The following is an 18,748-nucleotide window of genomic DNA, read 5'->3' as shown; positions in this document are numbered from 1 at the left end:
CTTGTTTTTGGAGTTCACCATGCGTGTCTGGATCGACGCAGACGCTTGCCCCAAGGCAGCCAAGGATCAAGTCATCAAGTTCGCCCTCAAACGTCAGTTTGAGGTCGTGTTGGTGGCTGGGCAGAGTCAGATCAAGCCGACCTACGCGCTGGTCAAACTGATTGTGGTGCCCAGCGGCCCGGATGCGGCGGATGACTATCTGGTGGAGCACGCAGTGCCCGGCGAGCTGGTGATTTGTAGCGATGTGCCGCTGGCCGATCGACTGGTCAAGAAGGGCGTGGCAGCGCTTGACCCGCGGGGTAAGGAGTTTGACCCGCAGAACATGGGCGAGCGGCTGGCCGTGCGCAATCTGTTTACCGATCTGCGTGAGCAGGGCCAGGTCAGCGGTGGGCAGGGCGCCTATGGCGAACGTGACAAGCAGGCGTTCGCCAATGCCCTGGACCGTATCCTGACCCGTCTGGCGCGGGGCTGATCAGGCTTTTTGCGTCAGCTCCAGGACGCGATCAACCATCTTGTTGATCCCGGACGCGGCTTCGCTGATGGATTTGGCGAGCATGTAGGCCGGAGTGCTGACCAGTTTGCGCGCCTTGTCTTCGACTATCTCCGACACTTCGCATTCTTCATGGGTGCCGCCCATTTTGGTCACGGCCGCAGCGGTGTCTGCGTCCGTACCGATGGTGCAGATCACGCCCGGGCCATAAATCTTGGCCGCAATGGCAGGTGAGATACACATCAGGCCAATGGGTTTGCACGCTTGGGCAAAGGCCTCGGCCAGGTTCAGCACATCGGCCTGGACCGAGCACCCAGCGCCTTCAGTGGCAAAGCTGGAGAGGTTTTTGGCGGCACCAAACCCGCCCGGGATGATCAGGGCGTCAAAGTCCTCGACCCTGGCTTCACGAATATCCTTGATCTCGCCCCGGGCAATACGCGCGGATTCCACCAGCACGTTGCGCGTCTCGGCCATTGGCTCGCCGGTCAGGTGGTTGATAACGTGCATCTGTGGAATGTCGGGGGCAAAGCACTGCACTTTGGCGCCGCGCTGGTCGAGGCGTAGCAGGGTGATCACGCTTTCGTGGATCTCGGCGCCGTCGTAGACGCCGCAACCGGAAAGAATCACGGCAACTTTTTTTGTGGTCATATCGGTCTCCTTGTACATGGCGTTAATGTCGCCTGATTTGGCGCTTGATGCCATAGGGTTTCGCTGGAAGTACGCCTACGCTTGATGGAATGTCGGTCGGGGTGTGCCATGAAGCTGATTCTGTATGCAGTGCCGTTTTTCTTTGTGCTGATTGCTGTCGAGTTACTGGCCGACCGCTGGCGCGGGATGCGTACCTATCGCCTGGCCGACACCATCAGCAGCCTGAGCGCCGGTGTGCTGTCGACCACCACCGGTTTGCTGACCAAGGGCGTGGGCCTGATCACCTACGCGCTGGCGCTGAAGTATCTGGCGCTGCTGCAATTGCCAGAAGACAGCCTGTGGGTCTGGCTGTTTGCCTTTGTCCTTTACGATTTTTGCTACTACTGGCACCACCGCCTGGGGCATGAGCGCAACGTGCTGTGGGCCGCGCATTCGGTGCATCACCAGAGTGAAGACTACAACCTGTCCACCGCCCTGCGCCAAACCAGCACCGGGTTTGTGTTCGGTTGGGTCTTCTACCTGCCGATGGCGGTGCTGGGCGTGCCGCTGTTGGTATTCGTTACCGTGGCTACCCTCAACCTGCTTTACCAGTTCTGGGTCCATACCCGCCATGTGCCGAAGCTGGGGTGGTTCGAGTGGTTCTTTGTAACGCCTTCCAATCATCGGGCTCACCATGCGCAGAATGCTCTCTACATGGATCGCAATTACGGCGGGGTGTTCATTGTCTGGGATCGTTTGTTTGGTACTTTTCAGGAAGAGGACGACGCCGAGCCGGTAATTTTCGGCGTTACTACACCGCTGCAAAGCTGGAACCCGTTGTGGGCCAACTGGCAGTTCTATGGGCAGTTACTGGCCGATGCCCGGCGTACCGAGCGCTGGCGGGACAAGCTGCGGATCTGGTTTATGCCTACGGGTTGGCGCCCTGCAGACGTGGTAGCGAAGTACCCGATAAACAAGCCGGACCTGAGTCAGTTCGTAAAATTCGAGGTGCCATTGGCGTTGCGCCAACAACTGTATATCGCAGTGCAATTTGCAGCGTATGTGGCGCTGGGCAGTTATTTGCTGAATCTGGGCGAGACATTGCCGACTCCGGCGCTGCTGCTGGGGTGGGGGTATATGGCACTGGGGTTGTTTGTGCTGGGTGCGGGCCTGGAGAACCGGCCCTGGGCGCTGAAGCTTGAGTGGCTGCGCCTGGGGCTGAACGTGCCACTGGTGTGGCTGGCCCCGGTGGCGGGGCTGTGGCCGGCCAGCGCATTAGGCTGGGTCGGCCTGTTCAGTTATACGGTGTTGAGTGTGATGGGCCTGTACATGAGCAGAAACCGCATCACTCAGCTGGCGGGTTGCTGACCTCGACGCTGGTCTTGTTCTTCTCTTCGAGAGCCGTCTGCCTGGCCAGGCGCGCATTCTTGAAGCGGCGGCGGGCCCACAGGCACAGGCCGATCAGCAGCAAGGCACCGAGCACCCACAGCTCATACTTCTTGACGTTGCCCAGCAAGCCTTCGAGCACAGCGCCAAAGTGGTAGGCGGCGGTTGCCAGGGCAATGGCCCAGATAGCCGCGCCAATACCGTTGAGCAGCAAGTAGCGGCCCGGCGGATAGCCCGACAAGCCAATGGCCACAGGCATGACGGTACGCAGGCCGTAGACGAAGCGGAAACTCAGGACCCAGATATCCGGGTGCCTGCGGATGTGCTCCAGCGCCTTGTCGCCCATAAGTTGCCAGCGCGGTTTGCGCGCCAACAGTTTGCGGCCGTGCTTGCGCCCCAGGAAATACCACAGCTGGTCACCGGCATAACTGCCGAGGAACGCCACGATCATGACCAGTTTGAGGTCCATGTATCCGCGGAACGCCAAGAAGCCTGCGAGAACCAGAATGGTCTCACCTTCAAAGAACGTCCCTAGAAACAGGGCGAAGTAACCGAATTCTTGAAGAAATTGTTGGAGCATTGTCTGGATGCTGGCGAAATGAACGCGCAGCCTACGCCTTAAGGAACGTTCGGGAAAGTATCGAAATGTGTCTTGACGTTAACAATTCCTACAATTGACGTCTATTTGACCTACATCATTGGCGTTGTCATCTAGTGTTCATCGATAGGCGTTATAACCATGCGCGCAGGTGTTAATTGCTCAAAAAACGGTGGAGCGGGCTTGCTCGCGATTCAGACGACACGGTGTTTCAGATAGACCGCATCAACCCAATCGCGAGCAAGCTCACTCCCACAGTGCCAGCGCTCCTGGAAACAAATTCGACAAATTGCCCTCTAACCAGGCTCTGGCCCGCATAAAGCGCCTGCGAGCGGTTTAAACCCTCAGGCGTTGATGGCATTCTGGTGACTTGACTGGCAGTGCCGCTTAAGAGTCAAACCCGCTCTTACAGGAACATTCAATGAATACCGAAGGACTTGCAGAAATCGAAGCCACTGAAGCTCAGCCGATTGCTGAGCCAGTCTCTGAAACCCCGCCTGTAGTGCACGAACCCGTGCCTGTTGCGGCAGAGACGCACGCGGCGGCGCATCCGGCGATTGTTGTGCCTGGCCTTGATGACAGCAGCCTGTATATCCATCGCGAGCTGTCGCAGCTGCAGTTCAACATTCGCGTGCTGGAACAGGCGCTGGATGAGTCTTATCCGCTGCTTGAACGCTTGAAATTCCTGCTGATCTTTTCCAGCAACCTGGATGAGTTTTTCGAAATTCGTGTGGCGGGCCTGAAGAAGCAAATCACCTTCGCCCGTGAACAGGCCGGTGCCGATGGCCTGCAGCCGCATCAGGCGCTGGCCCGCATCAGTGAACTGGTTCACGGCCATGTGGATCGCCAGTACGCGATCCTCAACGACATCCTGTTGCCCGAGCTTGAAAAGCATCAGGTGCGCTTTATCCGTCGGCGGCACTGGAACACCAAGATCAAGGCGTGGGTACGCAAGTTCTTCCGCGACGAAATCGCGCCGATCATCACCCCGATTGGCCTGGACCCGACGCACCCGTTCCCGTTGCTGGTAAACAAGAGCCTGAACTTTATTGTCGAGCTTGAAGGTATCGATGCCTTTGGCCGTGATTCGGGCCTGGCGATCATCCCGGCACCACGGCTGTTGCCGCGAGTGATCAAGCTGCCTGAAGATGTGGGCGGCGCCGGGGACAATTATGTGTTCCTGTCGTCGATGATTCACGCTCACGCTGATGACCTGTTCCAGGGCATGAAGGTTAAAGGTTGCTACCAATTCCGCCTGACCCGTAACGCTGACCTGGCGGTCGATACCGAAGATGTAGAAGACCTGGCCCGCGCCCTGCGTGGCGAGCTTTTCTCGCGTCGTTACGGTGATGCCGTGCGCCTGGAAGTCGCCGATACCTGCCCTAAACACCTGTCCGACTACCTGCTCAAGCAGTTCAGCCTGCACGAGACGGAGTTGTATCAGGTCAATGGCCCGGTCAACCTCACGCGCCTGTTCAGCATTACCAGCCTGGACAGTCACCCTGAGCTGCAATACACGCCGTTCACTCCGGCAATCCCGAAGCTGTTGCAGAACAGTGAGAACATTTTCAGTGTGGTCAGCAAGCAGGATATTTTGCTGCTGCACCCGTTTGAGTCGTTTACTCCGGTAGTCGACTTATTGCGTCAGGCGGCCAAAGACCCGCATGTACTGGCCGTACGCCAGACCCTGTACCGCAGCGGCGCCAACTCTGAAATCGTCGATGCGCTGGTGGATGCCGCGCGTAACGGTAAAGAAGTGACCGCGGTGATCGAACTGCGTGCGCGTTTTGACGAAGAGTCCAACCTGCAACTGGCCAGCCGTCTGCAAGCGGCCGGTGCGGTGGTGATCTATGGCGTGGTGGGCTTCAAGACCCACGCCAAGATGATGCTGATCCTGCGCCGCGAGGCGGGGGAGATCGTGCGTTATGCGCATTTGGGTACGGGTAACTACCACGCTGGCAACGCCAAGCTCTACACCGACTACAGCCTGCTGACTTCGGACGATGCGCTGTGTGAAGACGTGGGCAAGTTGTTCAGCCAGTTGATCGGCATGGGCAAGACCCTGCGCATGAAAAAACTGCTGCACGCGCCGTTCACCTTGAAGAAGGGCATGCTCGACATGATTGCCCGCGAGACCCAGTTCGCCGTTGAAGGCAAGCCGGCGCATATCATTGCCAAGTTCAACTCGCTGACCGATCCGAAGATCATTCGGGCGTTGTACAAGGCCAGCCAGTCCGGCGTGCGTATTGATCTGGTGGTGCGCGGTATGTGCTGCCTGCGTCCGGGGATTGCGGGTGTCTCGCACAATATCCATGTGCGCTCGATCATTGGCCGCTTCCTGGAGCACACGCGGGTCTTCTACTTCCTCAATGGCGGCGAAGAGCAGATGTTCCTGTCGAGTGCTGACTGGATGGAGCGCAACCTCGATAAACGTGTCGAGACGTGCTTCCCGGTGGAGGGCAAAAAGCTGATTCTGCGGGTCAAGAAGGAGCTGGAATGCTATCTGACCGACAACACCCACAGCTGGAGCCTGCAGTCGGACGGCCGTTATATCCGCAACACGCCGACCGGCAACCAGAACCCGCGCAGCGCGCAGGCCACGTTGCTTGAGCGCCTGAGCCTGCCGGTACTGGCAGTCAGCACCGGGCCTTCGGTGTAGCGGTAACCCATGTGGGAGCGGGCTTGCTCGCGATTCAGACGGCGCGGTGTTTCAGGAACACCGCGTTGATCCAATCGCGAGCAAGCCCGCTCCCACAGGTGAGTTGAGTTGTGCCGGGTTACGAAACCGTTAACACAATCCCGACTCGGGTCAGCCACTGTGCTTCTTGCTCGAAGTCGGCCTGGGTCAGCGGGTTCTGTTCCAGCCAGCCTTCGGGGAAGATCACTTCCAGATGATCGCCCTCGGCGCGCAGCTTGACCTGCGAAGCTTCCTGGTTGCCACGGATGTGGTAAAACAGGATCGCAAAACGCAACAGCACGCACAGGCGGATCAGCTTGATGCCGTCCGCGCCGAACTCGGCGAACTTGTCCTTTGGAATATTGCGACGATGACCGCGCACCAGCAGTGCGAGCATTAGCTGGTCTTCGCGTGAGAAACCGGCAAGGTCGGAGTGTTCGATCAGGTAGGCGCCGTGTTTGTGGTAGTGATAGTGGGCAATATCCAGCCCCACTTCATGCACCTTGGCCGCCCAGCTCAGCAGTTCACGCCAGATGCCGTCTTTGAGGTCCCACGACTTGGCCACTTGATCAAAGGCACGCAGGGCCTTGCGTTCAACCCGTGCAGCTTGCTCGCGGTCGACGTGATAGCGGTCCATCAGCGAGCTGAGGGTGCGCTCACGCACGTCTTCATGGTGATGGCGCCCCAGCAGGTCGTAGAGCACGCCTTCACGCAGAGCGCCGTCACAGTGATCCATACGCTGCAATTCAAGGGCGTCGAACACTGCTTCAAGGATCGCCAGCCCGGCCGGGAAGATGGTACGACGGTCAGGCTTGATGCCTTCAAAGTCGATTTTGTCTACTTCACCCAGCTTGAACAGCTTGCGCTTGAGCCAGGACAGGCCTTCGGCGTTGACCTCGCCATTGCCATGACCACCGGCCTTGAGGGCCAGGCCAATGGCGCGAATGGTGCCCGAGGAGCCGATGGCTTCATCCCAGGTCAAACGGTGCAGGGCGTGTTCAATGCTCATGATTTCAAGACGCGCCGCCGTGTACGCCTGGGCGTAGCGGGCCGGGGTGATCTTGCCGTCACGGAAGTAACGCTGGGTAAAGCTCACGCAACCCATCTGCAGGCTTTCGCGCAGCAGCGGTTCAAATCGCTGGCCAATGATAAATTCGGTACTGCCACCGCCAATGTCGGCTACCAGGCGTTTGCCCGGTGTGTCGGCGAGGGTATGGGACACGCCGAGATAGATCAGGCGTGCTTCTTCACGACCCGAAATCACTTCGACGGTGTGGCCGAGGATTTCTTCGGCACGCACGATAAATTCGTTGCGGTTGCGCGCTTCACGCAAGGCGTTGGTACCCACGATGCGCACAGCACCCAGTGGCATACCGTTGATCAGCTGGGCGAAACGCTTGAGGCAATCGAGCCCGCGCTGCATGGATTCTTCGGTGAGTCTGCGTTCTTCGTCGATGCCGGCAGCTAGCTGCACCTTTTCACCAAGACGTTCAAGAATGCGGATTTCGCCGTTCTGAGCCTTGGCCACCACCATGTGAAAGCTGTTAGAACCCAGATCAATGGCGGCGATCAGGGACGGATTCCTTGCTTGGGATTGGGGCATGGTTGAGGGGTCTCGGTCGATAACTAGGCCATCGTGCCACGATCAAAGGCGCGCGCCAACGCGCGATGTCAGATGCATTGATATGGAGCACTAAAGAAATGACGTTAGTTGTTCCGGGACAATTCTTTTTTTTATGTGCGATTAAAGCACCACATCACCTGTGGGAGCGGGCGTGATGCGCTTATCCGTTCACCTCCACCGTCCCGATAAAATTCGCCAGTTCCGGGGTTCGCGGCGCAGCGAACAGCACTTTCGGGTCCCCCACCTCATGCACCTTGCCCTGGTGCATAAACACCAGCTTGTCGCCGACTTCACGGGCAAAGCGCATTTCGTGGGTCACCATAATCAGCGTCATGCCTTCACGGGCCAGTTGGCGCACCACGCTGAGCACTTCATTGACCAGCTCCGGGTCCAGTGCCGAGGTGATCTCGTCGCACAGCAGTACCTTGGGTGACATGGCCAGCGCCCGGGCAATCGCTACCCGTTGCTGTTGCCCGCCCGACAGGCGCTCGGGGAAGGCATCGAACTTGTCGCCCAGGCCCACCCGCTCCAGCATCTGCCGCGCCAGCTCGGCGGCCTTGGCCCTGGGTACTTTTTGCACCACTTGCGGGGCAAGCATGACGTTTTCACCCACGCTCAGGTGCGGGAACAGGTTGAATTGCTGAAACACCATGCCGACCTTCTGGCGCAGGCTGCGCAAGTCGGCGCGGGCGGCGTCCAGGTATTCGTCGTCGACTTCAATCACCCCGTCGTTGATCGACTCCAGGCCGTTGAGGGTTCTGAGCAGGGTGCTCTTGCCCGAACCGCTGCGACCGATGATCGCGACTACCTGGCCCTGTTCGACCGTCAGGTCGATGCCTTTAAGCACGTGATGGTCGCCGTAGTATTTATGCAGGGCGGTAACTCTAAGCAGAGGCATGCAGTCTCCTTTCCAGATAGCGCGCACTGAGCGACAGGGGGTAGCACAAAAGGAAGTAACCGAGCGCCACCAGGCCGTAGACCATAAAGGGCTCGAAAGTGGCATTGGCCAGCATGCTGCCGGTCTTGGTCAGCTCGGTGAAACCAATAATCGACGTTACTGCGGTGCCCTTGATGACCTGCACCGAAAAGCCCACGGTCGGCGCGACGGCCACCCGCAAGGCTTGCGGCAGGATCACATGGCGCAACTGCTCAAGCGGGCTCATCGCCAGGCTGGCCGAGGCCTCCCACTGGCCGTGGGCAATCGATTCGACGCAGCCGCGCCAGATTTCGGCCAGATAGGCGCTGGTAAACAATGTCAGGGCCAGCGCTGCGGCCATCCACGGCGAGATATCGATGCCCAGCAAGGCGACCCCAAAGAAGATCAAAAACAACTGCATCAGCAAGGGCGTGCCTTGAAACAGCTCTATATAGCCGCGTGCCAGTGTGCGGGCGAAGCGGCTTTTGGAGATGCGCATCAGCAGCACCAGCAAGCCGATCAGGCCGCCGCCGATAAAGGCGACCAGTGACAAGGCTGCCGTCCACTGCAAACCCATCAGCAAATTGCGCACGATGTCCCAGAAGGTGAAGTCCATCAGCGGCTCCTGGTCAGGTAGCGGCGGCCGAACCCGTTCAGCAACTGGCGGATCAGCAAGGCCATGCACAGATAAATCAAGGTGGTCAGGGCATAGGTTTCAAATGCCCGGAAGTTGCGCGACTGAATAAAGTTGGCGAAAAAACTCAGCTCTTCAGTGGCAATTTGCGAACAGACCGCAGAACCGAGCATCACGATGATGATCTGGCTGCTCAGTGCCGGCCAGACCTTGGCCAGCGCCGGTTGCAGCACCACATAACGGAATGTCTCGAATCGGCTCATGGCCAGCGCGGCTGCCGCCTCCAGCTGGCCCTTGGGGATTGCCTGAATGCCTGCGCGAATGATCTCGGTGGAATAGGCCCCCAGGTTGATCACCATTGCCAGCACGGCGGCCTGCCATTCACTGATATGCACGCCCAGGCCCGGCAGACCGAAGAAGATAAAGAACAACTGCACCAGAAACGGCGTGTTGCGAATCAACTCGACATACACCCCGAACAGCGCCGCAAAAGGTCGGATATTCCACGCCCGCACCACGGCACCGACAATCCCCAGGCCGACGCCGAAGAGTGTGCCGATAGCCGTCAATTCCAGGGTGAACAGGGCGCCGCGCAATAACAGGTCGCTGTTCTGCAGTACCGGTAAAAAGTCGAACTGATAAGCCATGATGGATCTCGTCGCAATGGGTCAGAGGTCGGCTGGCAGCGGCTCTTTAAGCCATTGCAGCGCGTTTTTCTCCAGGCTGCCGTCAGCCTTGGCCGTGGCGAGAATCTGGTTCACCTTGTCCAGCAGTTCGGGCTGGCCCTTGTTGACGCCCACATAGACAGGCGAATCCTTGAGTTTGAGTTTCATTGCCGGGATGCGCTTGGGGTTGCGCTCACTGATGGTGACCATTACCACGTTGCCGCTGGCGATCAGATCCACCTGGCCTGCCAGATAGGCGGCGATGGTTGAGTTGTTGTCTTCGAAGCGTTTGATGGTGACGCCGGCAGGGGCCACGTTAGTCAGCTCGATGTCTTCGATGGCACCGCGGGTGACGCTGATGGTTTTACCCTTGAGGTCATCCAGCGTCTTTATTTGTGCATCCGGTGGGCCAAATACGCCGAGGTAGAACGGCGCATAAGCGTGGGAGAAATCGATGACTTTCTCACGATCCGGGTTTTTGCCCAGGCTGGAGATCACCACATCGACTTTACCGGTGGTCAGGTAAGGCACGCGATTGGTGCTGTTGACGGGCGTCAGTTCAAGCTTGACCTTGAGTTGCTCGGCCAGCAGTCTGGCGGTGTCGATATCCAGCCCGCGGGGCTTCATATCGGGGCCTACCGAGCCGAAGGGCGGGAAATCCTGCGGCACGGCAACTTTCAGCGTGCCACGCGCAATTACATCATCAAGGTTGTTGGCGTGAGCCGGGGCCTGGCTCAGCATCAGGCTGGCGAACAAGGCGCAAATCAGGGCGCTGTAACGCTGGGTCATGGCAACTCTCCGGGAACGGGCGGGCGGTGGTGTCTGCTGTGGGCAGAGCACAGGCCATGCCAACAGGGCTTTTATGCGCGTGAAGGCTGATTTCAGAAGGGTTGCGGCGGTCTGACTGGTCTGAACAGCGGGTTCGGTTTTTGCACCTCAATCGGGCGTGCGCCTCAAGGCTTGAACCGGCTTGGGGCGTGACTTGCCGGGCGCTGACAATAGCTTTACAACTAGGGCTTTCCTGAACTGATCAAGCCGATTTTTGATGAATTCAAGCGCACGCGCCGTACCCGAAGTGGCGTTGCTGGCCATTCGTAAATTGATCACCGAAAACGCCTATGCACCCGGCGATGCCCTGCCGTCGCAGCGTGAATTGGCCATCCAGTTGGGTGTTAGCCGGGCCTCGTTGCGCGAGGCTTTGTCCTCACTCAGCGCATTGGGCGTGATCAGCGTGCAGCCGGGCAAAGGCGTGTATGTGCAAGCGGCAGATGAGTCTGCACAGGCAGCAATGGATTGGCCCTTTGCCGCCCAGGCCTGCCCGCAGGATATTTTCCAGCTGCGTTATGCGCTGGAAGGCTTTGCCGCAGGGCTGGCGGCCACTCGGTTGACCCGCGACGAGCTGGATGTTCTGCAAGACAATGTCGAGGCGATGCGCCTTGAGTTGCGCGGCGAGGATTTCGAGCGCGCAGCCCGATTGGACTTCGAGTTCCATCAATTGATCCTGCGCGCCAGCGGTAACCAGGCGATGGCTACCATGCTGATCACCCGCGCCGATATTTTTCTGGAAAGCCAGAAGCTACCGTTTATCCGCCGGGAGCGGGTGATGGAAACCTGGCAGGAGCACCGCAAAATCCTCCGGGCGCTGGCCCGTCACGCCAGCGGCCCGGCGCACAAGGCCATGAGCGAGCACATTCGTCAGGCGGCTTCGCGCACCGGGATTGTCTTTGTCACCCCTGATGGCTCCTGAAACGGGCGATACCCGCACTCATGCACCACTATAGTGAGAGTCAATCGTTCCTCGCCTTCCTGAACGCGAGGATGACAGCTATGATGTGCTACGTTTTTGCTTACAACCACGGAGACTTCCATGAGCAGCGATCTTATTAAACACGTCACCGACGCTAGCTTTGAGGCCGATGTTCTCAAGGCTGAAGGCGCTGTACTGGTCGACTACTGGGCTGAATGGTGTGGCCCTTGCAAAATGATCGCGCCAGTTCTGGACGAGATCGCAGAGACTTACAAAGGCAAGCTGACTGTTGCCAAGCTGAACATTGATGAAAACCAGGAAACCCCGGCCAAGCACGGCGTACGCGGTATTCCTACGTTGATGCTGTTCAAGAACGGCAACGTCGAAGCCACCAAGGTTGGTGCGCTGTCGAAGTCGCAGTTGGCTGCATTCCTCGACGCCAATATCTAAGCGTCGATAAAAGCCCCGCTAAATGCGGGGCTTTTTCATGGCTCAAGGACTAGACGCTATGAAACTCAAGTGGTACATTCGGCCCCGCACTGGTTTCTCCACTGCCCCCTGCAAGCCGTCGCCGACGCACTCCTTATCGAATTAGTACGCGATCCTGTCGCCTTCTCTGCGGCGCGGCCTCATTAAGCCAAAAGCTTAATTTCCCCCTCCATAAATGATTACGTCATTCCTATATGAACCTGACTGAACTCAAGCAAAAGCCGATTACCGAACTGCTCGAATTGGCCGAACAGATGGGCATAGAAAATATGGCCCGTTCGCGCAAGCAGGACGTGATTTTCTCCCTGCTCAAAAAGCACGCGAAAAGCGGCGAGGAAATCTCCGGTGATGGCGTGCTGGAGATTCTCCAGGACGGCTTCGGCTTCCTGCGCTCCGCTGATGCCTCTTACCTGGCCGGCCCGGACGATATCTACGTCTCGCCAAGCCAGATTCGACGCTTCAACTTGCGCACCGGCGACACCATCGTCGGTAAAATTCGCCCGCCAAAAGAAGGCGAGCGGTACTTCGCACTGCTGAAAGTCGACACGATCAACTACGATCGTCCCGAGAACGCGAAAAACAAGATTCTCTTCGAGAACTTGACTCCGCTGTTCCCGACCGTACGCATGAAGATGGAAATCGGTAACGGTTCCACCGAAGATTTGACCGGTCGTGTGATCGACCTCTGCGCTCCGATCGGTAAAGGTCAGCGCGGTCTGATCGTTGCTCCGCCAAAAGCGGGCAAGACCATCATGCTGCAGAACATTGCGTCGAACATTTCGCGTAACAACCCTGAAGTGCACTTGATCGTTCTGTTGATCGACGAGCGCCCGGAAGAAGTAACCGAAATGCAGCGTACCGTGCGCGGCGAAGTGGTTGCTTCCACTTTCGACGAGCCACCAACCCGCCACGTGCAGGTTGCTGAAATGGTGATCGAGAAGGCCAAACGCCTGGTCGAACACAAAAAAGACGTGGTGATCCTGCTCGACTCCATCACTCGTCTGGCCCGTGCCTACAACACCGTTATCCCGAGCTCCGGCAAGGTACTGACCGGTGGTGTCGATGCTCACGCCCTTGAGAAGCCAAAGCGTTTCTTCGGTGCTGCGCGAAACATCGAAGAAGGCGGCTCGCTGACCATCATCGCTACCGCGCTGGTTGAAACCGGCTCGAAGATGGATGAAGTGATCTACGAAGAGTTCAAAGGCACCGGCAACATGGAACTGCCTCTGGATCGTAAAATTGCTGAAAAACGCGTCTTCCCAGCGATCAATATCAACCGTTCCGGCACTCGCCGCGAAGAGTTGCTGACCGCAGACGACGAGTTGCAACGCATGTGGATCCTGCGCAAGCTGTTGCACCCGATGGACGAAGTCGCTGCTATCGAGTTCTTGATCGACAAGCTGAAGCAGACCAAGACCAACGATGAGTTCTTCCTGTCGATGAAACGCAAGTAAATCGCCGGAAGCCAAGCAAAAGCCGGGGAAACCCGGCTTTTTGCTGTCTGACCTTTCTTGAAGCGGGCAGCTCTCTCTTCTGAACAGCCGACTTGGGCGCTAAACTCTGTCTCCCAACGCCCGGCCAATACGAGGCTCAAGCATGCAGTATCGCGACTTGCGCGACTTTATCAGCGGTCTGGAAAAACGCGGCGAACTCAAGCGTATCCAGGTTCCGGTGTCTCCCAAGCTGGAAATGACAGAAATCTGCGACCGCACTTTGCGCGCAAAAGGCCCGGCTTTACTGTTCGAAAACCCGGTGGGCTACGACATTCCCGTGCTCGGTAATCTGTTTGGTACACCGGAGCGCGTGGCCTTGGGCATGGGCGCCGAAGCCGTCAGTGAACTGCGCGAAATCGGCAAGCTGCTGGCGTTCCTAAAGGAACCCGAGCCGCCTAAAGGTCTGAAAGACGCGTGGTCCAAGCTGCCAATCTTCCGCAAGATCATTGCCATGGCCCCGAAAGTCGTCAAGGACGCGGTGTGCCAGGAAGTGGTCATTGAGGGTGATGATGTCGACCTCGGCCTGTTGCCGGTGCAGCATTGCTGGCCGGGCGACGTGGCGCCGCTGATTACCTGGGGCCTGACCGTGACCAAAGGTCCGAACAAGGACCGCCAGAACCTCGGGATTTATCGCCAGCAGGTGATTGGCCGCAACAAGGTCATCATGCGCTGGTTGAGCCACCGTGGCGGTGCGCTGGATTACCGCGACTGGTGCGAAAAACACCCGGGCCAGCCATTCCCGGTATCGGTGGCCCTGGGCGCAGACCCGGCGACCATCCTCGGCGCCGTGACCCCTGTGCCCGACAGCCTGTCCGAGTACGCATTCGCTGGCTTGCTGCGGGGCAATCGCACCGAGTTGGTGAAGTGTCGCGGCAATGACCTGCAAGTGCCTGCCACTGCAGAAATCATCCTCGAAGGCGTGATCCATCCCGGCGAAATGGCGCCTGAAGGCCCGTACGGTGACCACACCGGCTACTACAACGAAGTCGACAGCTTCCCGGTGTTTACCGTCGAGCGCATCACTCATCGGGTCAAGCCGATCTATCACAGCACCTACACCGGCCGTCCACCGGATGAGCCGGCGATTCTGGGTGTGGCGTTGAACGAAGTGTTTGTGCCGATCCTGCAAAAGCAGTTTCCGGAAATTACCGACTTCTACCTGCCGCCCGAAGGCTGCTCGTACCGCATGGCCATCGTGACCATGAAAAAGCAGTACCCGGGGCACGCCAAGCGCGTAATGCTGGGTGTGTGGTCGTTTTTACGCCAGTTTATGTACACCAAATTCGTTATCGTCACCGACGATGATATCAATGCCCGCGACTGGAACGACGTGATCTGGGCCATTACCACGCGCATGGACCCCAAGCGCGACACGGTGATGATCGACAACACGCCAATCGACTACCTCGACTTTGCCTCGCCGGTTTCCGGCCTGGGCTCGAAGATGGGGCTGGATGCGACCAACAAATGGCCGGGTGAAACCACTCGCGAATGGGGTCGGGTTATCGTCAAGGATGAGGCGGTCACTCGCCGGATCGATGACATCTGGAATCAATTAGGAATAGATTGATGCGTGTAACCTTGCAGCCTTCAGGTGCGGTGCTGGAAACCTTGCCTGGCGAGCGAATTCTGGATGCGGCGCAGCGTTTGGGCTATGAATGCCCGCAGAGCTGTCGCAATGGTAATTGCCACGTATGTGCGGCCTTGCTGGTTGAAGGCCAGGTGGAGCAGGCGGGCGATGTGCGCGATCACGGCGAATTTTATACCTGCCTGGCGGCCCCGCTTGAAGACTGTGTGGTGTTGTGGGATGGCGTGCTTGCGTTGGGAGAATTACCGGTGCGTAGCCTGGCGTGTCAGTTGACCGAATGTGTCGATATGGGTGGCGATGTGTGGCGGGTGCGTTTGCGCGCGCCTGCGGGCAAGCCGCCGCGTTATCACGCCGGGCAATATGTGATGCTGGAACGTGAAAATGGCGACAAGTCGGCGTTTTCACTGGCCAGCGCCCCGCATTCCGGGCGCGACCTTGAGCTGCATGTACTGGTGCGAGAAGACAGCGCCCGGCGCCTGATCGAGCAATTGCAGCGCAACAAAATGGTTCGCCTTGAGCTGCCGTTTGGTGACACGCATTTGTCCGAACTGCCGGACGGTCCGCTGGTCCTGATCGCTGCCGGTACCGGCATGGCGCAAATGCACAGCCTGATCGAGCATTGTCGGGCCAAGGGCTTCAAGCACCCGGTGCATTTGTATTGGGGCGTGCGTCGGCCTGAAGATTTCTACACCCTGGAAGAGTGGGCTGATTGGGAGAAAATCCCCAACCTGTTCCTGCACAAGGTGGTGAGTGATCTGTGTGGCTGGGAAGGGCGCTGTGGCATGTTGCACGAGGCCGTGTGCGAAGACATCAGCGACCTGGCCAGCGTGCATGTGTACGCCAGCGGCTCGCCGGCGATGATTTACGGCACTCTGGATGCGCTGGTGGCTGCTGGCATGGACGCGCACCAGATGCGCGCCGATGTGTTTGCCTACTGCCCGCGGACTTGAGTGTGCTTGCCTAACCCTTGTGGGAGCTGGCTTGCCTGCGATGGTCTCTGCGCGGTGCTACAGGTAAACCCCACCGCCTGCATCGCGAGCAAGCCCGCTCCCACAGGTTTTACCCTGTGCTCAGGATTTCTCCCTAGAAGCGTAAACCGGTGGTAATCATCGCGGCATTGAAGCCGAGCAACACCAACTCGGCGGCTACCGGGCCGTAATAGGCCCCGACCGAGGGGATGATCACCGGGGCCACGCCGAAGCGGTTGAGCGGGATCTTGTCCTGATATTCGCCGTGGTAGCCTTCCAGCAGGCCGCCTGTGAGCTTCAAATACACCGGATAAGTGTCGCTATCGAAACGCTTGCCTGCGTAGGCGTAATACGAACGCTGGCGGAACGAGTTGCGAAAGGTTGCGCCGCCGAACAACCAGCCGGAAGCGTCATGGCGCTCAAGACCGATCAGGTCCTGATTGTTGTTGTGCTCGGAGTCCGGGGAAAAGTGCCGGGTGTAGACACTGGTTTGCAGATACCAGAATCCGTCTTCTTTTTGCTGTGTGCCATCTTGTGCCAGAGCTGAACTGGCATACGCCAGGATCAACAGGAAGCAAAGCCCAATCTTTTTCATATAACGACCTCATTTGGGTATGCGCCTGCGGCTGGCAACTATAAAGGGTTGGCTTGAATATCTCCTGAACGAAACAGGGTTTTGTGTAGTTGCCCCTTGGAGCTGCCGCGCCATACGTCTTGCTGCGCGGGCTATAGAGTATTTGGTGCTATAAGATTCGTGTCGTTATTTTGTTTACTGCATGTAATGCCTGTAGGGCCCAATGCCATCTGCGATAACTACCCGTGAATCTGTCTGCCTGAATCTGGCTTATCCGCCGCGACTCGATCTCGGCGCGCCGTTGACCCCGGAACAATTGCTCAACTCCATGCACAGCACCATGGCGCGCCATCAAGGCGGGCCAGTGTGGCTGTTTGCTTACGGTTCATTGATCTGGCGCCCCGAGTGCACAGCGGTCGAGCGCGTGCGCGGGCGGGTGCATGGCTACCATCGCGGGCTGTATTTGTGGTCCCACGAGCATCGTGGCACCCCACAATGGCCGGGTTTGGTGTTTGGTCTGGACCGGGGTGGTTCCTGCAGTGGTTTTGCTTACCGCTTGGCGCAAGAGAACCTTGAAGCTTCGCTGCATGCTCTGTGGCTGCGGGAAATGCCGGTGCCCTCGTATCGGCCGCACTGGCTCACCTGCCGGCTGGAAGATGGCACTCAGGTACAAGCTTTGGGGTTTGTGCTGGAGCGGCATTTGCCCAGTTATGCGGGCAACCTGCCGGATGGCGTGTTGAGCCAGGTGCTGGCCAACGCCAGCGGGCGCTACGGCACTACTCGCGATTATGTCGAGCAGACTGTAAGCGCCTTGCGCAACCACGCCATGCCAGATCGAAACCTGGAGGCGCGGCTCAAGCGCTGTGTAACGAATACGCCTTAAGCGGGCGCCGTCACCGCACGTTCTTCGCTGGCCTGGTTTTTGTGGCGCAGCGTCGGGATCATAAAGGCGATAGCCAACAGGCACGCGCTGATCAGCAGTACAAAACCGCCATCCCAACCGAAGTGGTCCACCAGATAGCCCATGGCCGCACTGGCTGCGACCGAGCCGCCAAGGTAGCCGAACAGCCCGGTAAAGCCCGCGGCAGTACCGGCGGCTTTCTTCGGTGCCAGTTCCAGCGCCTGTAAACCGATCAGCATCACCGGCCCGTAAATCAGGAAGCCGATCGAGAACAGCGCAATCATGTCCACGGTCGGGTTGCCCGGCGGGTTGAGCCAGTAAACCAGGGTAGCGACGGTCACCAGCGACATAAACACAATGCCGGTGAGGCCGCGATTACCGCGGAAAATCTTGTCCGACATCCAGCCGCACAACAGCGTGCCCGGAATCCCCGCCCATTCGTAGAAGAAGTATGCCCACGAGGTGGTGTCCACCGTGAAGTGCTTGGCTTCTTTCAGGTAGGTCGGCGCCCAGTCCAGTACGCCGTAGCGCAGCAGGTAGACGAACACGTTGGCCAGGGCGATATACCAGAGCATTTTGTTACGCAGCACGTATTTGACGAAGATCTCTTTGGCGCTGAATTCGTCTTCGTGGCTGGAGTCGTAACCCGCCGGGTAATCATTCTTGTACTGCTCGATCGGCGGCAGACCGACGGACTGCGGGGTGTCGCGCATGGTGATAAACGCAAACAGCGCCACCACCAGGGCTACCGTGGCAGGCACATAGAAGGCTGCGTGCCAGTCGTTGAACCAGGCCATGCCCAGCAAAAACAGCGGGCCGATCAGGCCGCCGCCCACGTTGTGGGCCACGTTCCATACCGATACCACACCGCCGCGTTCCTTCTGCGACCACCAGTGCACCATGGTGCGGCCACTGGGTGGCCAGCCCATGCCCTGGGCCCAGCCGTTGATAAACAGCAAGATGAACATCATGGTCACGCTGGACGTTGCCCAAGGTGCGAAACCGAAAATGAACATCACTCCCGCTGAGATCATCAAGCCAAAGGGCAGAAAGAAGCGCGGGTTAGAGCGGTCGGATACCAGTCCCATAAGGAACTTGGACAAACCGTAGGCAATGGCAATCGCAGACATCGCCACGCCCAGTTGACCCCGGGTATAACCCTCGTCAATCAGGTAGGGCATGGCCAGCGAGAAGTTTTTGCGCAGCAGGTAGTAACCCGCGTAGCCGAAAAAGATACCGGCAAAAATCTGCCAGCGCAGTCGTCGGTAAGTGCTGTCTATTTTTTCTTCAGGCAGGGGAGCCTGGTGTGCGGCAGGTCGGAAAAAAGCAAACATTCAAGAGCTCCAAATTTCTTGTTATATCGGCGGTGCC

General features: G+C 58.4%; 18 protein-coding genes. 9 read left to right on the top strand and 9 right to left on the bottom strand.

Annotation, left to right across the window (positions count from 1 at the left end):
* Positions 1 to 19: 19 nt before the first annotated feature.
* Complete coding sequence (locus ACZRMH_RS05700) at positions 20 to 472, top strand: YaiI/YqxD family protein (RefSeq protein WP_016783011.1); 453 nt, start codon at positions 20 to 22, stop codon at positions 470 to 472.
* On the opposite strand, the gene elbB is transcribed toward ACZRMH_RS05700, so the two are convergent.
* On the bottom strand, positions 473 to 1,138 hold the full coding sequence (gene elbB / locus ACZRMH_RS05695; protein WP_464012556.1) for an isoprenoid biosynthesis glyoxalase ElbB: 666 nt from the start codon (positions 1,136 to 1,138) through the stop codon (positions 473 to 475).
* Positions 1,139 to 1,246: 108 nt separating this feature from the next.
* Between elbB and ACZRMH_RS05690 the strand changes: the two genes are divergently transcribed.
* Complete coding sequence (locus tag ACZRMH_RS05690) at positions 1,247 to 2,485, top strand: sterol desaturase family protein (protein WP_464012555.1); 1,239 nt, start codon at positions 1,247 to 1,249, stop codon at positions 2,483 to 2,485.
* Here the strand turns inward: ACZRMH_RS05690 and ACZRMH_RS05685 are convergent.
* Positions 2,463 to 3,083 (bottom strand): DedA family protein, encoded by a 621-nt coding sequence (locus ACZRMH_RS05685; RefSeq protein WP_464012554.1) that lies wholly within the window; start codon positions 3,081 to 3,083, stop codon positions 2,463 to 2,465. The genes ACZRMH_RS05690 and ACZRMH_RS05685 overlap by 23 nt on opposite strands.
* A gap of 439 nt (positions 3,084 to 3,522) precedes the next feature.
* On the opposite strand from ACZRMH_RS05685, the gene ppk1 reads away from it, so the two are divergent.
* Positions 3,523 to 5,760: a polyphosphate kinase 1 gene (ppk1, locus tag ACZRMH_RS05680; protein ID WP_464012553.1), complete on the top strand. Its 2,238-nt coding sequence runs from the start codon at positions 3,523 to 3,525 to the stop codon at positions 5,758 to 5,760.
* Between the two features lie 118 nt (positions 5,761 to 5,878).
* Here the strand turns inward: ppk1 and ppx are convergent, their stop codons facing one another.
* The 5 genes from ppx to ACZRMH_RS05655 form a co-directional block, all read right to left on the bottom strand.
* Positions 5,879 to 7,381: an exopolyphosphatase gene (ppx, locus tag ACZRMH_RS05675; protein ID WP_464012552.1), complete on the bottom strand. Its 1,503-nt coding sequence runs from the start codon at positions 7,379 to 7,381 to the stop codon at positions 5,879 to 5,881.
* A 181-nt stretch (positions 7,382 to 7,562) separates the two neighbouring features.
* Complete coding sequence (locus tag ACZRMH_RS05670) at positions 7,563 to 8,300, bottom strand: amino acid ABC transporter ATP-binding protein (protein WP_464012551.1); 738 nt, start codon at positions 8,298 to 8,300, stop codon at positions 7,563 to 7,565.
* On the bottom strand, positions 8,287 to 8,937 hold the full coding sequence (locus ACZRMH_RS05665; protein WP_464012601.1) for an amino acid ABC transporter permease: 651 nt from the start codon (positions 8,935 to 8,937) through the stop codon (positions 8,287 to 8,289). The genes ACZRMH_RS05670 and ACZRMH_RS05665 overlap by 14 nt, the downstream gene beginning before the upstream one ends.
* Positions 8,934 to 9,599, bottom strand: coding sequence for an amino acid ABC transporter permease (locus tag ACZRMH_RS05660; protein ID WP_464012550.1), 666 nt, complete (start codon positions 9,597 to 9,599; stop codon positions 8,934 to 8,936). The genes ACZRMH_RS05665 and ACZRMH_RS05660 overlap by 4 nt, the downstream gene beginning before the upstream one ends.
* A 21-nt stretch (positions 9,600 to 9,620) precedes the next feature.
* Entirely contained in the window at positions 9,621 to 10,406 is a 786-nt protein-coding gene (locus ACZRMH_RS05655) for a transporter substrate-binding domain-containing protein (RefSeq protein ID WP_464012549.1), read from the bottom strand.
* A gap of 256 nt (positions 10,407 to 10,662) precedes the next feature.
* On the opposite strand from ACZRMH_RS05655, the gene ACZRMH_RS05650 reads away from it, so the two are divergent.
* The 5 genes from ACZRMH_RS05650 (at position 10,663) to ACZRMH_RS05630 (ending at position 15,884) form a co-directional block, all read left to right on the top strand.
* Positions 10,663 to 11,364: a FadR/GntR family transcriptional regulator gene (locus ACZRMH_RS05650; RefSeq protein WP_464012548.1), complete on the top strand. Its 702-nt coding sequence runs from the start codon at positions 10,663 to 10,665 to the stop codon at positions 11,362 to 11,364.
* A 120-nt stretch (positions 11,365 to 11,484) separates the two neighbouring features.
* The gene (gene trxA / locus ACZRMH_RS05645; protein ID WP_016783018.1) at positions 11,485 to 11,814 is read left to right on the top strand and encodes a thioredoxin TrxA; all 330 of its coding nucleotides are present in this window, start codon (positions 11,485 to 11,487) and stop codon (positions 11,812 to 11,814) included.
* A gap of 233 nt (positions 11,815 to 12,047) precedes the next feature.
* On the top strand, positions 12,048 to 13,307 hold the full coding sequence (rho, locus tag ACZRMH_RS05640; RefSeq protein ID WP_003438291.1) for a transcription termination factor Rho: 1,260 nt from the start codon (positions 12,048 to 12,050) through the stop codon (positions 13,305 to 13,307).
* A 142-nt stretch (positions 13,308 to 13,449) separates the two neighbouring features.
* Positions 13,450 to 14,916 (top strand): 4-hydroxy-3-polyprenylbenzoate decarboxylase, encoded by a 1,467-nt coding sequence (ubiD, locus tag ACZRMH_RS05635; protein ID WP_464012547.1) that lies wholly within the window; start codon positions 13,450 to 13,452, stop codon positions 14,914 to 14,916.
* The gene (locus ACZRMH_RS05630) at positions 14,916 to 15,884 is read left to right on the top strand and encodes a CDP-6-deoxy-delta-3,4-glucoseen reductase (RefSeq protein ID WP_464012546.1); all 969 of its coding nucleotides are present in this window, start codon (positions 14,916 to 14,918) and stop codon (positions 15,882 to 15,884) included. Before ubiD ends, ACZRMH_RS05630 begins: the two co-directional genes overlap by 1 nt.
* Positions 15,885 to 16,017: 133 nt before the next feature.
* On the opposite strand, the gene ACZRMH_RS05625 is transcribed toward ACZRMH_RS05630, so the two are convergent.
* A complete protein-coding gene (locus ACZRMH_RS05625) occupies positions 16,018 to 16,497 on the bottom strand; it encodes a sn-glycerol-3-phosphate transporter (RefSeq protein WP_464012545.1) in 480 nt (159 codons plus the stop codon).
* Positions 16,498 to 16,699: 202 nt separating this feature from the next.
* Between ACZRMH_RS05625 and ACZRMH_RS05620 the strand changes: the two genes are divergently transcribed.
* Positions 16,700 to 17,359 (top strand): gamma-glutamylcyclotransferase, encoded by a 660-nt coding sequence (locus ACZRMH_RS05620; RefSeq protein ID WP_464012544.1) that lies wholly within the window; start codon positions 16,700 to 16,702, stop codon positions 17,357 to 17,359.
* Here the strand turns inward: ACZRMH_RS05620 and glpT are convergent.
* Complete coding sequence (glpT, locus tag ACZRMH_RS05615) at positions 17,356 to 18,711, bottom strand: glycerol-3-phosphate transporter (RefSeq protein ID WP_464012543.1); 1,356 nt, start codon at positions 18,709 to 18,711, stop codon at positions 17,356 to 17,358. The two genes, ACZRMH_RS05620 and glpT, sit on opposite strands and share 4 nt — an antisense overlap.
* Positions 18,712 to 18,748 lie beyond the last annotated feature (37 nt).

The organism is Pseudomonas sp. B414, assembly GCF_055408445.1.
This window is presented reverse-complemented; position numbering and strand designations above follow the sequence as displayed.

What these genes read in the sequence shown, in the direction of transcription:
- ACZRMH_RS05620 (WP_464012544.1), top strand. Translation starts at nt 16,700, where the DNA reads ATGCCATCTGCGATAACTACCCGTGAATCTGTCTGCCTGAATCTGGCT.
- elbB (WP_464012556.1), bottom strand. Translation starts at nt 1,138, where the DNA reads ATGACCACAAAAAAAGTTGCCGTGATTCTTTCCGGTTGCGGCGTCTAC.
- ACZRMH_RS05700 (WP_016783011.1), top strand. Translation starts at nt 20, where the DNA reads ATGCGTGTCTGGATCGACGCAGACGCTTGCCCCAAGGCAGCCAAGGAT.
- ubiD (WP_464012547.1), top strand. Translation starts at nt 13,450, where the DNA reads ATGCAGTATCGCGACTTGCGCGACTTTATCAGCGGTCTGGAAAAACGC.
- ACZRMH_RS05630 (WP_464012546.1), top strand. Translation starts at nt 14,916, where the DNA reads ATGCGTGTAACCTTGCAGCCTTCAGGTGCGGTGCTGGAAACCTTGCCT.
- ACZRMH_RS05655 (WP_464012549.1), bottom strand. Translation starts at nt 10,406, where the DNA reads ATGACCCAGCGTTACAGCGCCCTGATTTGCGCCTTGTTCGCCAGCCTG.
- ACZRMH_RS05660 (WP_464012550.1), bottom strand. Translation starts at nt 9,599, where the DNA reads ATGGCTTATCAGTTCGACTTTTTACCGGTACTGCAGAACAGCGACCTG.
- trxA (WP_016783018.1), top strand. Translation starts at nt 11,485, where the DNA reads ATGAGCAGCGATCTTATTAAACACGTCACCGACGCTAGCTTTGAGGCC.
- ACZRMH_RS05690 (WP_464012555.1), top strand. Translation starts at nt 1,247, where the DNA reads ATGAAGCTGATTCTGTATGCAGTGCCGTTTTTCTTTGTGCTGATTGCT.
- glpT (WP_464012543.1), bottom strand. Translation starts at nt 18,711, where the DNA reads ATGTTTGCTTTTTTCCGACCTGCCGCACACCAGGCTCCCCTGCCTGAA.
- ACZRMH_RS05625 (WP_464012545.1), bottom strand. Translation starts at nt 16,497, where the DNA reads ATGAAAAAGATTGGGCTTTGCTTCCTGTTGATCCTGGCGTATGCCAGT.
- ppx (WP_464012552.1), bottom strand. Translation starts at nt 7,381, where the DNA reads ATGCCCCAATCCCAAGCAAGGAATCCGTCCCTGATCGCCGCCATTGAT.
- ppk1 (WP_464012553.1), top strand. Translation starts at nt 3,523, where the DNA reads ATGAATACCGAAGGACTTGCAGAAATCGAAGCCACTGAAGCTCAGCCG.
- rho (WP_003438291.1), top strand. Translation starts at nt 12,048, where the DNA reads ATGAACCTGACTGAACTCAAGCAAAAGCCGATTACCGAACTGCTCGAA.
- ACZRMH_RS05685 (WP_464012554.1), bottom strand. Translation starts at nt 3,083, where the DNA reads ATGCTCCAACAATTTCTTCAAGAATTCGGTTACTTCGCCCTGTTTCTA.
- ACZRMH_RS05650 (WP_464012548.1), top strand. Translation starts at nt 10,663, where the DNA reads ATGAATTCAAGCGCACGCGCCGTACCCGAAGTGGCGTTGCTGGCCATT.
- ACZRMH_RS05670 (WP_464012551.1), bottom strand. Translation starts at nt 8,300, where the DNA reads ATGCCTCTGCTTAGAGTTACCGCCCTGCATAAATACTACGGCGACCAT.